The sequence below is a fragment of the Methylobacterium tarhaniae genome (assembly GCF_001043955.1).
GTDB lineage: Bacteria > Pseudomonadota > Alphaproteobacteria > Rhizobiales > Beijerinckiaceae > Methylobacterium > Methylobacterium tarhaniae.
Genome location: NZ_LABZ01000025.1, coordinates 118,588 through 136,685, shown reverse-complemented (window position 1 = coordinate 136,685; position 18,098 = coordinate 118,588). Strand labels below are relative to the sequence as shown.

15 protein-coding genes are annotated in these 18,098 nt (G+C 67.7%); 10 read left to right on the top strand and 5 right to left on the bottom strand.

Going from position 1 to position 18,098, the window contains the following annotated elements; translation table 11 throughout:
• Positions 1-217: 217 nt before the first annotated feature.
• Together VQ03_RS04730 and VQ03_RS04725 are read right to left on the bottom strand one after the other, a co-directional pair.
• Positions 218-502 (bottom strand): MHYT domain-containing protein, encoded by a 285-nt coding sequence (locus VQ03_RS04730; RefSeq protein WP_048449696.1) that lies wholly within the window; start codon positions 500-502, stop codon positions 218-220.
• Positions 503-933: 431 nt separating this feature from the next.
• Entirely contained in the window at positions 934-3,387 is a 2,454-nt protein-coding gene (locus VQ03_RS04725; RefSeq protein ID WP_048449695.1) for a PAS domain-containing hybrid sensor histidine kinase/response regulator, read from the bottom strand.
• Between the two features lie 359 nt (positions 3,388-3,746).
• On the opposite strand from VQ03_RS04725, the gene VQ03_RS04720 reads away from it, so the two are divergent.
• The 8 genes from VQ03_RS04720 (at position 3,747) to VQ03_RS04685 (ending at position 13,714) form a co-directional block, all read left to right on the top strand.
• Positions 3,747-6,758 carry a PAS domain-containing protein gene (locus VQ03_RS04720; RefSeq protein WP_048449694.1) on the top strand — a complete coding sequence of 1,004 codons (3,012 nt, stop codon included), beginning with the start codon at positions 3,747-3,749 and terminating at the stop codon, positions 6,756-6,758.
• 904 nt (positions 6,759-7,662) lie between these two features.
• A complete protein-coding gene (locus tag VQ03_RS04715; protein WP_048449693.1) occupies positions 7,663-8,454 on the top strand; it encodes a DUF2189 domain-containing protein in 792 nt (263 codons plus the stop codon).
• 39 nt (positions 8,455-8,493) lie between these two features.
• A complete protein-coding gene (locus VQ03_RS04710) occupies positions 8,494-9,333 on the top strand; it encodes a cytochrome c oxidase subunit II (RefSeq protein ID WP_048449692.1) in 840 nt (279 codons plus the stop codon).
• 12 nt (positions 9,334-9,345) lie between these two features.
• A complete protein-coding gene (locus VQ03_RS04705) occupies positions 9,346-11,112 on the top strand; it encodes a cytochrome c oxidase subunit I (protein WP_048449691.1) in 1,767 nt (588 codons plus the stop codon).
• Positions 11,109-11,813, top strand: a complete 705-nt coding sequence (locus VQ03_RS04700; RefSeq protein WP_048449690.1) for a cytochrome c oxidase subunit 3 family protein — start codon at positions 11,109-11,111, stop codon at positions 11,811-11,813. Before VQ03_RS04705 ends, VQ03_RS04700 begins: the two co-directional genes overlap by 4 nt.
• Positions 11,814-11,833: 20 nt before the next feature.
• The gene (locus VQ03_RS04695) at positions 11,834-12,556 is read left to right on the top strand and encodes a heme-copper oxidase subunit III family protein (RefSeq protein WP_048449728.1); all 723 of its coding nucleotides are present in this window, start codon (positions 11,834-11,836) and stop codon (positions 12,554-12,556) included.
• 9 nt (positions 12,557-12,565) lie between these two features.
• Positions 12,566-12,898 (top strand): cytochrome C oxidase subunit IV family protein, encoded by a 333-nt coding sequence (locus VQ03_RS04690; RefSeq protein WP_048449689.1) that lies wholly within the window; start codon positions 12,566-12,568, stop codon positions 12,896-12,898.
• 252 nt (positions 12,899-13,150) lie between these two features.
• Positions 13,151-13,714, top strand: a complete 564-nt coding sequence (locus tag VQ03_RS04685) for a hypothetical protein (protein ID WP_053078410.1) — start codon at positions 13,151-13,153, stop codon at positions 13,712-13,714.
• A gap of 196 nt (positions 13,715-13,910) precedes the next feature.
• Here the strand turns inward: VQ03_RS04685 and VQ03_RS04680 are convergent, their stop codons facing one another.
• The gene (locus tag VQ03_RS04680; protein ID WP_157063962.1) at positions 13,911-14,141 is read right to left on the bottom strand and encodes a hypothetical protein; all 231 of its coding nucleotides are present in this window, start codon (positions 14,139-14,141) and stop codon (positions 13,911-13,913) included.
• A 559-nt stretch (positions 14,142-14,700) separates the two neighbouring features.
• A complete protein-coding gene (locus VQ03_RS04675) occupies positions 14,701-15,084 on the bottom strand; it encodes a winged helix-turn-helix transcriptional regulator (RefSeq protein ID WP_048449687.1) in 384 nt (127 codons plus the stop codon).
• 96 nt (positions 15,085-15,180) lie between these two features.
• Here VQ03_RS04675 and VQ03_RS04670 point away from each other — a divergent pair, with 96 nt between their 5' ends.
• Positions 15,181-16,245 carry an SDR family oxidoreductase gene (locus VQ03_RS04670; RefSeq protein WP_048449686.1) on the top strand — a complete coding sequence of 355 codons (1,065 nt, stop codon included), beginning with the start codon at positions 15,181-15,183 and terminating at the stop codon, positions 16,243-16,245.
• 42 nt (positions 16,246-16,287) lie between these two features.
• Entirely contained in the window at positions 16,288-17,304 is a 1,017-nt protein-coding gene (locus VQ03_RS04665; protein WP_053078409.1) for an EthD domain-containing protein, read from the top strand.
• A gap of 81 nt (positions 17,305-17,385) precedes the next feature.
• On the opposite strand, the gene VQ03_RS04660 is transcribed toward VQ03_RS04665, so the two are convergent.
• Complete coding sequence (locus tag VQ03_RS04660) at positions 17,386-18,072, bottom strand: hypothetical protein (protein WP_048449685.1); 687 nt, start codon at positions 18,070-18,072, stop codon at positions 17,386-17,388.
• Positions 18,073-18,098: the final 26 nt, after the last annotated feature.

The following is an 18,098-nucleotide window of genomic DNA, read 5'->3' as shown; positions in this document are numbered from 1 at the left end:
ATATCTTTAATGATTTACTTCCTTTGATAATCCGTCACAAGCCTGCAATTCATGTCGGTCATGATACAAAATCAAGCAATATAACCGATATCCCACCCTGCATCAGCACAACAAAGGCCAAGCTTGAAAAGATCACAGTCGCTCGACATGTTAAAGCCCGCCAACAAGGCGGCGCTTGATCCGACAGGACACGGCATGATGGCTTCGGCTTGAAAGCTCACGCGGGACAACCATCGGGCATGCGGTGGTTCGCCGGAAAAATCGCCGTCCCATAGCGCTCCCCAGACCCGGAGGTTCCCGTCTCGAAGGCCAGCATGCCGGTGAAGTGCATCGACCAGATGCCGCCGCCCATGGCGACTGCCGCGCCGGCTCCCCGGACCCAGCGCGGCCCGGCATCCCGACGCCGGACGCGGGCGCCGAGGTCGGGCGCGGCGCAGGATGCGAATACCGCGATGACGATGGAGAGCGCGACGAATGCGGGGTCGTCGCCGGTATGGACCATGGAATTTCCGCCGGGCTACGACGAGGCTCGGTCACGGGCATGCATCGGCGCTGGATCGAACGCCTCTTCGTGAACGCGATGTCGATGTGTCATGCCAACTGGGGCACGGGCTCGTGCCCCTCAAGATGGCTCGAACGCGAATCCGCCCGAACGGTACCCGGATCATCTGCAACGACGCTCACGTCGTGGACTTCGAGCCGCGGACGCTTCCGGCAGGCGACCGAAGGCCTTGCCCGGCATCATCTCCTTGCAAGAGCCGGATCGACTCGTCAGCGCACATCCAAACCCGCCGTCATCATTCCATGGCCGGGCCGCGGAAACCGGAATGACGATGGCGGGGTCACCATGCGCGCGAGATCCACCGACCCATCCCGTCGAACAGGCTCTCGCAGAACTCGGCACAGTCTCTCGCCAGCACCGCCCCTACGCCGTCACCTGCGCTTCTGTCTGTTCAGGACGGAACGCAACGCTCGCGCGACCTGAGCGGCCGAATAGGGCTTGCGCACCAAGTCGAAACCGTGCGCGTCGTCCCGGGCGAGCACGTCGCTGTATCCGGTCGTCAGGATCACCGGCAGGCTCGGGTGCTGCGACCGCAGCCTGCGGGCGAGTTCCACGCCGCCCATCCCGGGCATCACCACGTCCGAGAAGACCGCGTCGAAGCGGAACGGTATCCGCTCCATCTCCGCGAGCGCGGCCTCGGCATTGTGCGCCCACACGGTCGAGTGTCCGAGATCCTCCAGGAGCTGCGTGCAGAAGCGGCCGACATCGAGGTTATCCTCCACGACCAGGACGCAGAGCGGCCGGCCACCCCCATCCTCCTCGACGTCGGCGTCCCGGGTCTCCTCGTCACAGCCGGGCGGATCGACGAGGGGCAGGTACAGCGTGAAGGTCGTGCCCCGGCCCACCTCGCTTGCCACGTCGACATCGCCGCCGGATTGCTTGGCGAAGCCGATGACCTGGCTCAGGCCCAACCCCGTTCCCTTGCCGACCTCCTTGGTGGTGAAGAAGGGCTCGAAGATCCGCGTCAGCAACTCGGGCAGGATGCCCGCCCCCTCGTCGATGACCGAGACGGCCACGAAGGCGCCGCCGGCCCCGGCATGCCCGCGGATCGAGGGCAGCGCCTCCCGGCGGGACAGAAGGAGCGAGAGCGTGCCCTCGCCGTCCATGGCGTCGCGAGCGTTCACCGCCAGGTTGACCAGGGCGGTCTCGAACTGGCTGGGGTCGACTCGCACGTGGCAGGGAGCATCCGGAACCTCGGTGGCGATCCGGATGCGTGCGCCCGTCACCGCGTTCAGCATCTGGGCGATGCCGCCGATGCGCGCGCCGGCGTCGAACACCTCGGGCTGCAGCGGCTGGCGCCGGGCGAAGGCGAGAAGCTGGCTCGTCAGCTTGGCGGCGCGGTCGACCGTGTCTGCCACGGCTTCGAGATAGCGGGTGCGGCGCTCCTCGGGCAGGTTCGGGCGGCGCAGGAACTCCACCGACGAGCGGATGATGGTGAGCAGGTTGTTGAAGTCGTGCGCGACGCCGCCCGTCAGCTGTCCGACCGCCTCCAACTTCTGGGCATGGCGCAATGCCTCCTCGGCGCGGGCGAGCCGCTCCTGATTGTGCCGCCGCTCGGTCACGTCCCGACCGTACTGGAAGGCGCCGATCCGTCGTCCCGTCGCGTCCTTGAGCGGGGTGAACCGCAACTCGTAGAGCGGCCGCCGGAGGCTAGGGTCGCCGAATTCCTCGACCAGCGTGAACTCCTCGCCGGAGAGGGCGCGGGACCAGGCCGCCCGCGCGGCGGCGAGATGCTCGGGGTGGGCTTCCAACAGATCGAGGAGAGTGTCGCCGATCCGGGGCCGGACGCCGTAGATGGCGGCGAACTCGTCGGCATAGGCCCGGTTCACGGCGAGGAAGCGGTAGCCATGGTCCAGCGCGGCGACGAGGGCGTCGGTCGTCTCGAACACGTCGGCCCAGAGCTTGCGCTGAGCCAGAGCCGCCTCGGCGCGACGCTCCAGCGTCTCGTTCATCTCGCGAAGCGCATCTTCGGCGAGCTTGCGATCGTGGACATCCTCCACGACCCCGTACCACCGCACGATCTCGCCACTCTCGTCGCGGCGGGGCCGGGCCCGGGCCCGCATCCAACGGTACTCGCCCGTGCGCGCGAGGCGGATGCGGTAATCCACATCCACCGGATCACCTGAGGACAGCGAGGCCGAGAAGGCGGTCATCGTTGTCGGCAGATCGTCCGGGTGCAGGGCCTTGGCCCAGCCGGCGCCGTCCGGCTCGCCGGCGACCTGTCCCGTGAGTTCCAGCCACCGGTTCGAGTAGGACGTGATGTTCCCGTCCGGGTCGCAGGTCCAGGGCACCTGCGGGTTGAGCTCGACCGTGTGCCGGAAGTGGTCCTCGCTCTCGCGCAGGGCGGACTCGCCGAGCACCCGGTCGGTCGTCTCGCTGGTCACGCAGAACAGGCCATTGATCCGGCCATCATCGTCCAGCACGGGCGAGTAGGTGAAGGACCACCAGCCCCGCTCGGGCACGCCCTCGCGCGAGAGGTCGAGCATGACGTCGGTCAGCGTCTGGCTCGTCCCGGCCAGGGTGGTCTCCACGAGCGGCCCGATCTCGCCCCAGATGCTCGCCCAGACCTCGCGGAAGGGCCTCCCCAAGGCGCTCTCCAGGCGGTAGCCGAGCATCGGCCGGTAGGCGTCGTTGTAGAAGCAGATCAGGTCCGGCCCCCAGGCGAGAAACATCGCCGTCGGGCAGGCGAGCATCAGCGATAGCGCGTTGCGCAAGGCCGGCGGCCAGGCCTGCGGCGGCCCGAGCGGCGTTGCCGACCAGTCGCGGGCGCGGATCTCCGCACCGGTCAATCCTCCGGCCGGGAGGAAGGGAAATGCGTCAGCCACGCGGGAGGCAGCCGGCACATCCGGGGCCGCCGGCCATCATGGGCACGAGAATGCCCTCGCCACCCGCGCCAGCGGTCTGGATCAAGCGTGGACGGAGCCTGGCGGGCATGATGGATACATCACCTCTTCCATGGACGCGCGACCGCACGTCCCACGATCCTGTCGGGCACACTCCAACCGTAACGAGGTTCACCGGCGGGCGGTTGCCCCGCATGCGGCGATGAGATCCAGGACGGTGCGAGGGTCGAGGTCGCAGCGGGGCCGGACGAGGCGCGAGCGCGCACCGGGATCGGCCTTGTTCCGGCCACGGGAATCCGCTTCTGGTGGAACCGGATCCGTCTCCCACGCCTACCTTTGCCATGGACCGCGCCTGCACCAGCGACAGCGAGGCCGCCCGGCTTCGCGCCCTCGACGCCTATCGCCTGCTCGACACTCCACGCGAGCAGGATTTCGACGAGATCGCGGAGGCCGCGGCCGAGCTCTACGACGTTCCCATCGCGGTGGTGAACCTGATCGGCGACGGGCGCCAGTTCTTCAAGGCCGAGGTGGGCTTGGGCGTGCGCGAGACGCCGCTCGAGAGCTCCTTCTGCCGGCAGGCCCTCCTCCAGGAAGATTTTCTCGCCATCCCCGATGCGACGCGCGACCCGCGCTTCGACGGCAACCCGCTCGTCCATGGCGAGCCCGGCCTGCGCTTCTATGCCGGCGCCCTCCTGAAGACCGCCGAGGGCCACCCGATCGGCACGGTCTGCGTCCTCGACACGAAGCCGCACGAGATCACCGAGCGGCAACGCCGGGGATTGATGCGGCTCGCCCGCCAGGCCATGGCGCAGATGGAACTGCGCCGCGCGCTGCGCGAGCAGGCCGAGCAACGGCTCCTGCACGAGCGCATCCTCGACAGCGCCACGGACTACGCCATCGTCGCCACCGATCCAGCCGGGTGCGTCACGCGCTGGAACACGGGCGCCGAGCGCATCCTGGGCTGGCCGGAGGCGGAGATGCTGGGCCGCCCGATCGACGCCTTCTTCACGCTCGAAGACCGCGCCGCCGGGCGGCCCCGGACCGAGATGTCCCTGGCGGCGGAGCACGGCAGCGCCCCGGACGAACGCTGGCACCTGCGCCGGGACGGGGCGCGCTTCTGGGCGTCGGGCGAGATGATGCCGCTGCGGGCGGAGGACGGGTCCCTGGTCGGGTTCCTCAAGATCCTGCGCGACCGCACGGGCGAGCGGGACGCCAGTGCGGCCCTGGAGGCGAGCGAGATGCGCTACCGCTCCCTCGTCGAGGTGAGCCCGCAGGTGGTCTGGTTCGGGAGTGCTGCGGGCGAGGTCACCTACTGCAACGCCTATTGGTACGACTACACGGGCCTGCCCGCCGGGGAGACCGGCGAGGCGAGCTGGATGAGCGTGATCCATCCCGACCACCGCGAGGCGACGCGCCGGACCTGGCTTGCGGCCGCATCGACGGGGCAGCCCTACGAGGTCGAGTTCCCGCTGCGCCGGGCCGACGGGCAGTACCGCTGGTTCCTGTCGCGCGCCCATCCGGTGCGCGATCATGACGGGACCCTGCGCAGCTGGATCGGCACCACGCTCGACATCCACGAGCGCAAGGTCGCCGAGGCGCGCTTCGCGGCGCTCACCACGCTGGCCCCGGCCATCATCTGGTTCGGCAATCCCGACGGAAGCCTCAGCTACCTGAACGACCGGTGGTACGCCTATACCGGCCAGACGCCCGAGCAGGCGCTGCCGATGGGATGGGACGCGCCGATCCATCCGGACGACCTCCCGGCCCTCGTGCTGGCCTGGGAGACGGCGCGCCGGCAGGAGACCGTCTACGACACCGAGGCGCGGCTGCGGCGCCACGACGGCGCCTACCGGTGGTTCCTGATCCGGGCCGAGCCGCTCCGGGACGCCGGCGGCACGGTGGTCGGCTGGCTCGGCAGCAACAGCGACATCCACGACCGGCGCGAGGCCGAGATCGCGCTCCGGAGCGCGCAGGAGCAGCTGAATCTGGCCGTCGAGGCGACCGGGACCGGCGTGTTCGACTACGACCTCGTCTCGGACGAATTGAAGTGGGACGCGCGCACTCGCGCCTTCTTCGGCCTCGGTCCGGACGCCCCGGTGAACCTCGACGTCTACCTCGCCCGCCTGCACCCGGACGACCGCGAGCGCGCGGACCGGGCGGTGGCCGACGCCGTCGACCCCGCGGGTGCGGGCATCTACGACATCACCTACCGCACGATGGCGCCCGAGGACGGGGTCGAGCGCTGGGTGTCGGCGAAGGGCCGGACCCTGTTCGAGGACGGCCGGCCGGTCCGCCTCATCGGCTTCGCCCGCGAGGTGACCGAGAGCCGGCGCGCCGAGCAGGCCCTGCGCGAGACCGAGGAGCGCTACCGCCTCGCCGCGCGCGCCACCAACGACGCGATCTGGGACTGGAACCTCGCCACCAACCACGTGCTCTGGAACGAGGCGCTGACGGCGGCCTACGGCTACGCGTCGGCGATGGTCGAGCCGACCGGCGACTGGTGGATCGACCACATCCATCCCGACGACCGCGCCCGCATCGACGCGTCGATCCACGTCGTCATCGACGGGACGGGCACCGTCTGGAGCGACGAGTACCGCTTCCGGCGGGCGGACGGCTCCTACGCCGACATCCTCGACCGCGGTTCCGTCATTCGCGACGCACAGGGACGGGCGACCCGGATGATCGGCGCCATGTTCGACATCAGCGAGCGCAAGCGGGCCGAGGAGCATCAACGCCTGCTCACCGGTGAGCTGCAGCACCGGGTCAAGAACACGCTGGCCATGGTTCAGGCCATCGCCGTCCAGACGTTCCGCAGCGCCGCCGACATCGAGGCGGCCCGCGAGGCGTTCGTCGCGCGCCTGATCTCGCTGGGGCGGGCACACGACATCCTGACGCAGGCGAGCTGGACCGACGCGCCCATCGCGCAGGTCGTCGACGGCGCTCTGGCGGCGCATCGCGGGGCGGCGGCGTCCCGCATCCGGTCCAGCGGCCCGGACGTACGCCTGGCCGCCAAGCCGGCTCTCGCACTGGCGCTGGCCCTCCACGAACTCGCGACCAACGCGGCCAAGTACGGGGGCCTCTCGAACGAGGCGGGCAGCGTCGATCTGCGCTGGCACGTGGTTCATGAGGGCGACACCCCACGCTTCTGCCTCACCTGGTCCGAGCAGGGCGGGCCGCCGATCCTGGCGCAACCGGTCCGCCGCGGCTTCGGCTCTCGCCTGATCGAGCGCAGCTTCGCGGCAGAGGTCGGGGGCGAGGTCAGGCTGACCTACGCCCCGGCCGGCCTCACCTGCCGCCTGGAGGCGCCGCTCGCCTCCATGCAGGACGCGAGCGGCGAGGCGGCGGCTTAGGCGCGGAGTGCGACGCCCGTGCTGGTCGCGCCTCGGATTCCCGGACCGCGCGCCCACGCCGGGCGGATGACGAACCGGGCGGCGGCCTGCCACCCGGGACCGAATTCATGCCGACGGCCTAAGATGCCGACGCATCAACGTCGATCTCGGGCAAGCCCGAGATCGACGAGGCCGTTGACCCATCTCGAATTTTCGACACAAGGTTCGGAAGTCAGGGACCTTGGGCTTAAGTCCAGGGATCTTGGGTTTGGCGAAAACTCGAGACCGGAACCAAAGGTCGTTGTGTTTCGACCGTTTGCATCAGTTCGTCACCGGCTTCGCCGTCCCTTGCGGATGAACCATGTGGCATGGTGGATGCGCCGTCGGCGGAGAGATCGGTTCGTCTTTGGCGTGCCAGACCCCGCGTATCGGTTGGATCCGGGCTCCTCTTCAGTCCTCTCGCTTGCGTCACGGGCCGGTCTTCGGACCGGGAGCCTGCGCCGGCGGCCTGACGGCAAGGAGATCGTGATGGAGGTTCTCCACCCCCGCTGCGCCGCCCTCGACGTCCACAAGGACACCGTCGCCGCAGCCGGCGGCGAGAGCACAGTCCATGCGGCGTCGCTCAGGCAGATTGCATATGGCAGGGTTTGGCGCGGGCGGCGGGCATCGACATCGGTGATCCGGGGTAGGCCAGATACTCTCTAACGCCCACGACACTCCTCGCTCATCCAACGCCCACGCTCGCAGCGCGTTCTGAAACGAGGGCTGAAACCGGATACGTGATCGATCGAGAATCATCGTAAAATCCGCGCGACAGGAATGGTGAAAAGTGGTATTCATCCATTAGCCACGCTCGAAAGCTCGACGGTTAAGCCTGAAATCAGGCGAAATCGCGTGTCGAGTCTTCCCTTTCGGAGGATGCGCGATGGCAATACCCCATGCTGCGTCCGCACGCTCGGTAGTGACGCGACCGAACCTACGACGGATCGAGGTCTCCGACCTCAAGACCGCCTTGCTGAAGGGGGTCGAGGACTTCATGGTCCTGCCGACGCACGTGCTGTTCTTGATCGCGATCTACCCGGTCGCCGGCGTCATCATCGCGGCGGCAACCTTCGAGAGCGACCTCCTCCCGATCCTCTTCCCGCTGGCATCCGGTTTCGCGCTGATCGGCCCGTTCGCGGCGATCGGCCTCTACGAGTTGAGCCGGCGGCGGGAACTAGGCCTTCCCGTAGCCGAAACCCGTCCCTTCGCCCCGCTGACCGGCCATAACGCCGGGTCGATCCTCGCGGTCGGATTCGTCCTGATGCTGATCCTCGTCGCCTGGATCATCACCGCCATGGGACTGTACCGGGCGCTGTTCGGGTCGGAAACGTATGGCTCCGTCTTTACCTTCGCCGAGGTGGTGCTGACCACGCCGCGCGGATGGATGCTGATCGTGATCGGCAACCTCGTGGGCGCGGCCTTCTCGCTGATCGCGCTCGCGGTGAGCGCCGTGTCCTTCCCGCTGATCATCGACCGCGGCGTCGATGCCGGGACGGCGATCGAAACGTCGACGGCGCTGCTCCGCGAGAACCCGCGCACGATGGTGACCTGGGGGCTCGTCGTCGCGGGTCTCCTGGTGCTCGGCATGGTGCCGCTCTTCGTCGGCCTCGCGCTCGTGCTGCCGATCCTCGGCCACGCGACCTGGCATCTCTATCGGCGGGCGGTCGCGCCCTGACGCCGATTTCGTCTTACCCCTGCGCGCAGGAGACGACAGATGGCGCTCGTCCTCGTGCTGATCGCTCTCGGCTCGATTGCCTTCCATGTCCTGAGCCCGTGGTGGTGGACCCCGATCGCGTCGAACTGGGGCTACATCGACACGACGCTGATCATCACGTTCTGGATCACCGGCGCAGTCTTCACGATCCTGGTGCTGTTCGTCGCCTACTGCGTCGCCCGCTTCCGGCACCGTCCTGGGCAGAAGGCCTCCTACGAGCCGGAGAGTCGACGGCTGGAGGGCTGGCTTACGGCGATCACCGCAATCGGCGTCGCCGCGATGCTGGCGCCGGGCCTCGCCGTCTGGGCGCAGTTCGTACGGGTTCCGGCCGATGCCGCGGAGGTCGAGATCGTCGCCCAGCAATGGCGCTGGAGCTACCGCCTGCCGGGCGCCGACGGGCGCCTCGGGGCCGCCGCAACCCAGTTCGTCAGCGACGAGAACCCGCTCGGTCTCGATCCGCACGACCCGGCCGGCAAGGACGACGTCATCGTCGACGGCGACGACCTGCACCTGCCCCTCGCGCGGCCCGTGAAGGCCCTGCTGCGCTCCTTCGACGTGGTGCACAACTTCTACGTTCCCGAGTTCCGGGCCAAGATGGACATCATCCCCGGGATGGTGACCTACTTCTGGTTCACGCCGACCAGGACCGGCACTTTCGAGGCGATCTGCAACGAGGTGTGCGGCACCAACCACTACGCGATGCGGGGCCGCGTCGTCGTCGAGCCGGAGCCCCAGTACCGATCCTGGCTCGACCAGCAGAAGACGTTCTCGAACTTCGCCGCCCGCCCGGAGCGGGCGCCCCGCGACGCTGCCCCTCGTCGCGTCGCCGACGGCCGCTGAGAGGACGGTGCGATGGTCGATACGCCGATCGGGGCCGCCGGCCCCCTCCCCGGTTCGGAGCCGGACGAGGCCGAGCTCTACCATCCGCATAGCTGGCTGACCCGCTACGTCTTCAGCCAGGATGCCAAGGTCATCGCCATCCAGTACTCCGGCACCGCGCTGGCGATCGGCCTCGTCGCGCTCGTCCTGTCCTGGCTGATCCGGCTCCAGCTCGGATTTCCGGGCCTATTTCCGTTCCTCGGACCGGCCGAATACTATCAGATCATCACCATGCACGGGATGATCATGGTGGTCTATCTCCTCACCGCCGTGTTCCTCGGCGGCTTCGGCAATTACCTCATCCCGCTGATGATCGGCGCGCGGGACATGGTGTTCCCCTACGTGAACATGCTGAGCTACTGGATCTATCTGCTCGCCGTGCTGGTGCTGGTGGCGAGCTTCTTCGCGCCGGGCGGGCCGACCGGGGCCGGCTGGACCCTCTATCCGCCGCAGGCCATCCTCTCGGGCACCCCGGGCCAGGAATGGGGCATCGTGCTGATGCTCGCCTCGCTCATCCTGTTCATCATCGGCTTCACCATGGGGGGCGTGAACTACGTGGTGACCGTGCTGCAGGCGCGCGCGCCCGGCATGACGCTGATGCGCATGCCGCTGACGATCTGGGGCATCTTCACCGCGACGGTCCTGGCGCTGCTCGCCTTTCCGGCCCTGTTCGTCGGGGCCGTCATGATGCTCCTCGATCGGCTGCTCGGCACGAGCTTCTTCATGCCGATGATCATCGAGGCCGGCCAGCGCCTGCACTACGGCGGCGGCACGCCGATCCTGTTCCAGCACCTGTTCTGGTTCTTCGGCCATCCAGAGGTCTACATCGTCGCGCTTCCCGCATTCGGCATCGTCTCCGATCTGATCAGCACCCACGCGCGCAAGAATATCTTTGGTTATCGCATGATGGTTTGGGCCATCATCGCCATTGGCGGGCTCAGCTTCGTGGTCTGGGCACACCATATGTACGTGAGCGGGATGAACCCTTATTTTGGCTTCTTCTTTGCGACAACGACCTTGATCATCGCAGTGCCGACCGCTATCAAGGTCTACAATTGGGTGTTGACGCTCTGGCGCGGGGACATCCACCTGACGGTCCCGATGCTGTTCGCGATCGCCTTCATCGTCACCTTCCTGAACGGCGGCCTGACCGGCCTGTTCCTCGGCAACGTGGTGGTCGACGTGCCCTTGTCGGACACGCTGTTCGTCGTCGCCCATTTCCACATGGTCATGGGGGTCGCCCCAATCCTCGTGATCTTCGGCGGGATCTATCACTGGTACCCCAAGGTGACCGGCCGGATGCTCGACGAGCGGCTCGGCCTGTTGCACTTCTGGGTGACGTTCCTGGGCGCCTACCTGATCTTCTTTCCGATGCACTATCTCGGACTGCTCGGCGTTCCGCGGCGATACTTCGAGACCACGGGGCTCGGCTTCATCCCGGCATCGGCCGCGTCCCTCAATGCCTTCATCAGCGTGGTGGCCTTCGTGGTCGGCGCGGCCCAAGTGGTGTTCGTGGCGAACCTGATCCGCAGCCTCCGCCACGGCGTGCCGGCCGGCGGCAATCCGTGGCACGCCACCACTCTGGAATGGCAAACGCCCGACACGCCGCCGCGGCACGGCAATTGGGGCGCCCGCCTGCCCGTCGTCTATCGCTGGCCCTACGATTACAGCGTGCCGGGGGCGGCGGAGGACTTCGTGCCCCAGAACCAGCCCGCCCATGCCGCGGGGGCCGCGTCGTGAGCCTCGTCCTCGTCTACCTCGCGGGCCTCGGCGCCGTTTCGGGGCGCTGGCTCGCCCGGCAGCACCTCGCCGCCAAGCCCTGGCTGAGCGCGGGTCCTCTGCTCAGCCGGCCGGCGGCCGGGGGAAGCGAGTCGGCGGCGAGGCTGGGCCTCGGGGCGTTTCTGGCGGTGGTCGGCTTGCTCTTCGCGCTGCTCGTCGCGGCCTACGGCATGCGCGTGCCGCCGGGCAGCGCCGGGCTGCCTCTCGACCCGCGCCTCCTCTGGCTCACGACCGGCTTTCTCGGGCTGGCGAGCTTGCTGCTCCATCGGGCCGAGCGGGCGGCGCACCGAGGAGCGGACGAGGACGCGCGCGCGAACCTGCTTGCCGCCGCGGCGGCGAGCCTCGTCTTCCTCGGTGGGCAGGGCCTCGCCTGGCGGTTGATCTGGGAGGCGGGCGCCGGCCGTACGGTCGATGCGGCCGGCTCCTTCTTCGTCCTGATCACGCTGCTGCATGGCTTGCACCTCGCGGGCGGGCTCGCGGCCCTCGCGCGGATCGCCTGCGGCGCGGCGCGGACGGGGTCGCCCGCAGGCCTCGTCCGGAGCATCGGGCTATGCACCCTCTACTGGGATGCCCTGCTGGTGATCTGGCTCGTGGCCTTCGGCATCCTGTTCCGGACGCCGTGGTCGGGTCTGATCGATGTCCTGTGCCGGCCGCCGGCCTGACTCCCTCGGGACGACGCATCATGACAGAGACCGTTCTGCCCCCTCTCCCCACCGTCGATGGTCCGCCGAGCCGATGGCGGCGCTTCTCCGGCGAATGGGCGGCCGACCGCCAGGCCTTCGCGGGGGCCTCGTGGCGCAAGGCCATGATGTGGATCTTCCTGCTCAGCGACACCTTCGTGTTCGGCTGCTTCCTGATCGGCTACATGACCGTGCGCATGTCGACGACGGTGCCCTGGCCGAACGCCAGCGAGGTCTTCGCCCTGGAGATCGGGGGCACCGAGCTGCCCCTGATCCTGATCGCGATCATGACCTTCGTTCTCATCTCAAGCAGCGGCACGATGGCCATGGCGGTCGCTCAAGGCTACAAGCGGAACCGCCGCGCCACGGCGCTGCTGATGCTCGCGACCGCTGTCCTGGGCGCGACCTTCGTCGGCATGCAGGCCTTCGAGTGGACGAAGCTGATCCGCGAGGGCGTCCGGCCCTGGACGAATTCCTGGGGGGCGCACCAGTTCGGCTCGACCTTCTTCATGATCACCGGCTTCCACGGGACCCACGTCACCATCGGGGTCATCGTCCTGGCCATCGTCGCCCGCAAGGTCTGGCGGGGCGATTTCGACGTGGGACGGCGCGGTTTCTTCACCAGCCAGCGCGGAGGATACGAAAACGTCGAGATTGCGGGTCTCTACTGGCATTTCGTCGATCTCGTCTGGGTTTTTATCTTTGCTCTGTTCTATCTCTGGTAGGAGGACGGCATGCACCCCGTCGCGAGCCAAGGGACCGACCACGGCCACTCGATTCGGCTCTACCTGCTCGTCTGGGGCTGGCTGTTCGTGCTGAGTGCTTGCTCCTACCTCGTCGACTATTTTCACCTCCAGGGCATCCTGCGCTGGTCGCTGATCCTGCTGTTCATGATCGTCAAGGCGGGACTGATCATGGCGGTGTTCATGCATCTCGCCTGGGAGCGGCTGGCCCTGATCTACGCGATCCTGGCCCCGCCGATCGCGATCCTAATCTTCGCCGCGATCATGACCGCGGAGGCGAGCTATACGTTCCTCACCCGATTGAATGTGCTCGCGGGCCAGTGATCCACTTCGCCAAGGCCCGTCCGGTCGACCGTGAGGACGACGATCTCCGGATCCCTCGGCTCCCGTCCTCGCTCCCAGCGGCGCGACGACGGGAGGCCCGGACCCCGATGGCGAGCGAGCCTCTCGACGTCCCGGCCGAAGTTCCGAAAGCGGCGCCCGGAGCAGCGTCCGATTTGCGCTGCCATCGCGCCTTGTTCTCGATCTTCGATCGGGCCGCATGGTTTGCGGCGAACCGGGATCGAGGGCGCCGGCATGCTTTCGCCGGACCTATGCACCGTCACGAGGCGCGAGCGCTGCCTTCCAACATTCTGCAAGATCGGACCGCTCGGGACTCGGGAGAAGGATGCGCATGTCCTCACGCTGATCGAGAAGGCCTTCGGCGACCGCCTGGTGCCGTCTCTGACGCTCGCCGACTTCTGGCGCCGGTACGACGCAGCGAAGAAGCCCAAGGCACCCGGTCAGCCGGAGCGCGTCCGGCGCGCCTGGGGCATCATGAAGAAGCTGCGCGAGCTGTTCGCCTACGGCGTTGCCGCTGAACTCGACGGCTGCGCCCGGGTGCGCGACCTCCTGGCCGAGGTTCGTTTCCCGCAGCCGGTCCGGCGGCGCGTCACCCTCGACCGGGAGCACGTCGAAGCCTTCATCCCGAAGGCGATCGAGATGGGTCGCGAGTCCCTGGCACTCGCGACCGCGATCCAGTTCGATGCCGTCATGCGGCAGAAGGACGTGGTGGGTGAAGTGGGAGCCGATCCCGGAGGGCGAGGCCCGGACAGGCATCGTGCTCAACGGCCGGCGCTGGGTGAACGGCCTCACCGGTAGCAAGGGCCTGCCAGTCGCCTCCGGTAGCGGCTAAGCTCAACTTTGGCCATTTTGGTCGGCGCGGTGGAGCGCTCGGGGCGAGGGTGACGAAGAGGGCGTGACGGGTAGGGTGGCGCTGTTTCGACCAAGAGACGCCGCCATGCAGCACACCTTGCGGTCAGGACAGGCCGTACGTGTTGCCCTGTTACGTGCTCGTTCACTCGACCGGAGAGGTCGATACGGCGGCGGCCACCCCCAGCCTATCGGGGAACTCGGGGGTGACGCGCTGGTCATTTGCCAGCATCTCGGTCCCTTCGGACCTTCTCATGATGACTACGCCAGACACCCCGACCTCTCTGGATAGGCCGACGAGACGGTGGACTGTTCGGAGCCGCCACAAGCCCCGGGGATCGGACCCGGTTTCTATGTGCATCACGAGCAGGATCATGTGATCCATACCTCTATTTAGCACTGTTTATAGCTCATCCATTGTGACGAGGGGAATAGACGTAACGACAGTTCACCCGCTCCGTCTCTGCTCGCGGAGCACACAAGCCGCAGCCAACCGTACGTCGAGGCTAGGGCCGGCAAGCCAGGCACAAACGCGAGCAGGATACGGCGAACGGTCAACACCGCCGCGGGTGGCGGACCACCACCCACAGGCAGAAGTCGCGACCGTCCTCAGGAGCACGAACTAGATGAAGTGCGACGAGCGTTATGGCCGAAGCGTCGGGAGCAGAGCGGGATATCGCCTCGCGCGAATACTGGCTTGGTTGTCCGCCGGGCCCGGCTCAATCTTGCAAGATTTGCGGTCTGAATTCAATCAACCTGGCTGCTCCAGGAGCGGCTTCCATTCCTACTCGGACGTTCCGACTGTGTTCGTGCAATCCACGCTGCTGACCCTTAGCGGATTCCCGACATCATGCTTTCCAAGGTCTGCTGCAGGTCTCAAAGCCGATGTCAGACATCCTGGGCCGGCTCTAGATGGACGCCCGTCGGACATGCCGTCAGGCCTGTCGGCGGGACGTCGGCCGGGCTTCGAGGCCGTCGAGCGCGTCCGCGTTCGCTCGACCCCAAGCGTAGAGAAGCTCGACCGGCTCGACGAAGCGGGTCCCAAGCGCAGTGAGGCGGTACTCGACCGCCGGCGGAACCGTGCCGGCCACGTGCCGGGTCAGGAGACCGCTGCTCTCCATCTCGCGCAGGGTCTGGGTGAGCATCTTCTTGGAGATGCCGGGCAGGCTCCGGTGGAGCATGCCCGTCCGCGCCCGACCACCGTGGCGCGCATGCAGCGTGTGCAGGACCATGCTCGTCCACTTGGTCGCGAACAGCTCCAGCACCCGTCGTGGCGCACAATCCTCGCGCCAGTCCTCGTCCGCGCTGCCCGGCTTCATGGTGGTTACCTCATGGTGCCTATGATCCCAAACGGTGCCGTCTAGCGGCGGGCTTTGAGCGTGGCTAGCTCCGAGCGAACCAGTTCGGAGAGTATCATGAACGGAACGGCACTGATCGCCGGCGTGAGCGGCATCGTCGGCAACAACCTGGCCCGGCACCTCGTCAAAGGAGGTTGGACGGTGCAAGGCCTCGCGCGGCGTCCGCCTGCCGACCTTGCCGGGGTCGAGCCCGTCGCGGCCGACCTGCTCGACGCCGGGAGCCTGCGGCAGGCGCTCGCCGCACGGGCGCCGACGCACGTCTTCATCACCACCTGGCTGCGCCAGGAGACCGAGGCCGAGAACATCCGGGTCAATGCCGCGATGGTCCGCAACCTCCTCGACGGCTTGCGGCTGGCAGGCAGCGTGCGCCACGTCGCGCTGGTTACCGGCCTGAAGCACTACCTCGGGCCGTTCGAGGCCTACGGCAAGGGTAATTTGCCCGAGACCCCGTTCCGGGAGGAGCAGGGACGGCTGCCTATCGAGAACTTCTACTACGCCCAGGAGGACGAGGTCTTCGCTGCCGCGGGGCGGGACGGCTTTAGCTGGAGCGTGCACCGGCCGCACACCGTCATCGGCTACGCTCTCGGCAACGCCATGAACATGGGCGTGACGCTCGCGGTCTACGCCACGCTCTGCCGCGAGACCGGCCGCCCGTTCCGCTTCCCCGGCTCCCCCGCGCAGTGGAACGGGCTGACCGACATAACGGATGCCCGGCAGCTCGCCTGCCATCTCGCCTGGGCCGCCACGACGCCGGCCGCACGCAACGAGGCGTTCAATATCGTCAACGGCGACGTGTTTCGCTGGAGCTGGATGTGGGGCCGCATCGCGGTTTGGTTCGGCCTGGAGCCCGCGCCTTTCGACGGCACGGTCCGGCCGCTGCAGGCGCAGATGGCCGACGATGCTCCGCTCTGGGCCGAGATCGCGGCTCGGCACGGGCTGGTCGAACCCGATCTCGGCCGCCTCGCCTCGGCCTGGCACACGGACGCGGACCTCGGCCGGCCCATCGAGGTGGTGACTGATATGGGAAAGAGCCGCCGCCTCGGCTTCCTCGACTACCAGGCGACCGACGATTCCTTCTTCGACCTGTTCGAACGCCTCAGGGCCTCACGCGTCATCCCGTGAACCCATCCCGTCGAAGCCCTCGTCCCCCTCGAAGGAGCTCGCATGACCAACCAGACCGTCGCACCCGACCTCGCCGGCTCGGACCTGCTGCAGCGCCCGCCGCACGGGCGGGTCGTCGGCTCGACCACCAAGCCTCTGATCGTGACGCCGACCTTCGTCTCGCGCAGCGATGCGACGCCCGAGAACGAGCGCCCGCACGACGCCGATTCCGGCGTCGACCGCGCGGGCCACGAGGTCGCCCATCCGGACCGGCACCCGGGCGCAATTGCCCTGGAGTCGGACAGGAACCGTGCCTTCGAGCATTGGGACGAGTACTGGCGCAAGGTGCATGGGCCGAAATTCGCCTACGAGGAACCGGGCGCCCGGAACGACAAGGTGTTGCGCTACGACCAAGTGCACCGGATCGCCTCGGGGGCCTCATCGGCGTTCAGGCCGCCCTACCGGGCCATGGTCGATGCGGACGGCAAGCTGGTGGCCGACCCGGCCGCCCGCGTCCCGGCCTACCGGCGCCCGGGCTGGGACGGGTTCGCCTACATCGCCTACGGCTCCGAGGAAGACGTCGAGGCGGTGCTCGGGCAGGAGCAGTACGCACAACGTATCATCGCGGACGAGCACACCGCGTTCCGGATGGTCACGCGCGAGGTCGCACGCGAATACATCGTCATCCCGAGCGCGCGGCATCGTGACCCGGTCAGCCTGGTGAAGATCCACCGCCGCCGGGCGGGGCTCTCGCGCGAGGCGTTTCAGGCGCGCTGGCTCAAGGAGCATGCCGACTTCGTGGCCAGGAAGGCGGCGACGGCGGATTACGTCCGGCGCTACGCCCAGCTGCACCCGTTCGGCTCGACGCAGGAGGACCCGGAGGGCTCGAAGATCGACGGCATCTCGGTCCTGTCCTTCGCCTCGCTGAACGACGTCGAGGACTACCTCGTCAGCGCCGACCACGCTGCCATCGAGGCGGCGGAGATCGAGTTCGCCGATCCTGACATGTCGGAATTCTGGACCGCGGTGAACTACGGTGTCATCAATCGTCTCTCGCCCGAACTCGCGACCGAGCGCTGATGCACCCAGTGATCCACGGGCGCTCGGTTCGCTTGCGGAGCCCTCGGCATCCGTCGCCCTGTGGTCGTCACGCGAGCCGGCCTATGATCGCGCAACATCCGCGGCAGTCATGCAGAACGATAATTCGTATCGCCCGACGATGATGTCACTGCCATCACACGCGCCATCGAGCGTATCGGTCGCGAGTTGCTGCACGGTATCCTGTACGATGCGGGAATCGTAGCCCGAGAGGAGCACGACCCAGTCGGCCGTGCCGTCGGCACCGCGAATTTCCTGCTCTCTCGTCGGTGCGCTCGTCGGCGGGGTCTGCGTGATCAGGAGATGCGCGCCGGTCAGGCCCGGCTTGGGAGCGATCTCCGCGAGGGTGCCGACGATGCGCTCTCGCAAGGCCGATCTGTGCCGATCGTCCGGCGACAGCCGTACCGTCGCGAGAGCGTTCGCCAGGCCGCCCCCGAAGCTCGCCTCGACACGGCACTGGCTGCGCACCATTCCCAGGTGATGGGGCATCATCTTCGTGGACCACGGGGTCGGCGCGTTGAGCCGGTCCAGATACCCGGTCGATGTGAGCGTCTCGTAGGCATCGAGTTCGTAGAGAACGAAGTAACCGCTGGTGTCGAGCGTGCTCGCCCAGCGCGACCCGCGCAGGAAGCCGGGAATGTTCAGCCGTTCGGGAAAGTGCTCGTGAGAGTGCCAGTCGCCGAACTCCGCGCGCATCTCCGGCTCGATGCTCCACCACATCGCGACCGCTGCCCGGCCCAATAGAGACATGATGACCTCTTGGCTTCACGTGAGAC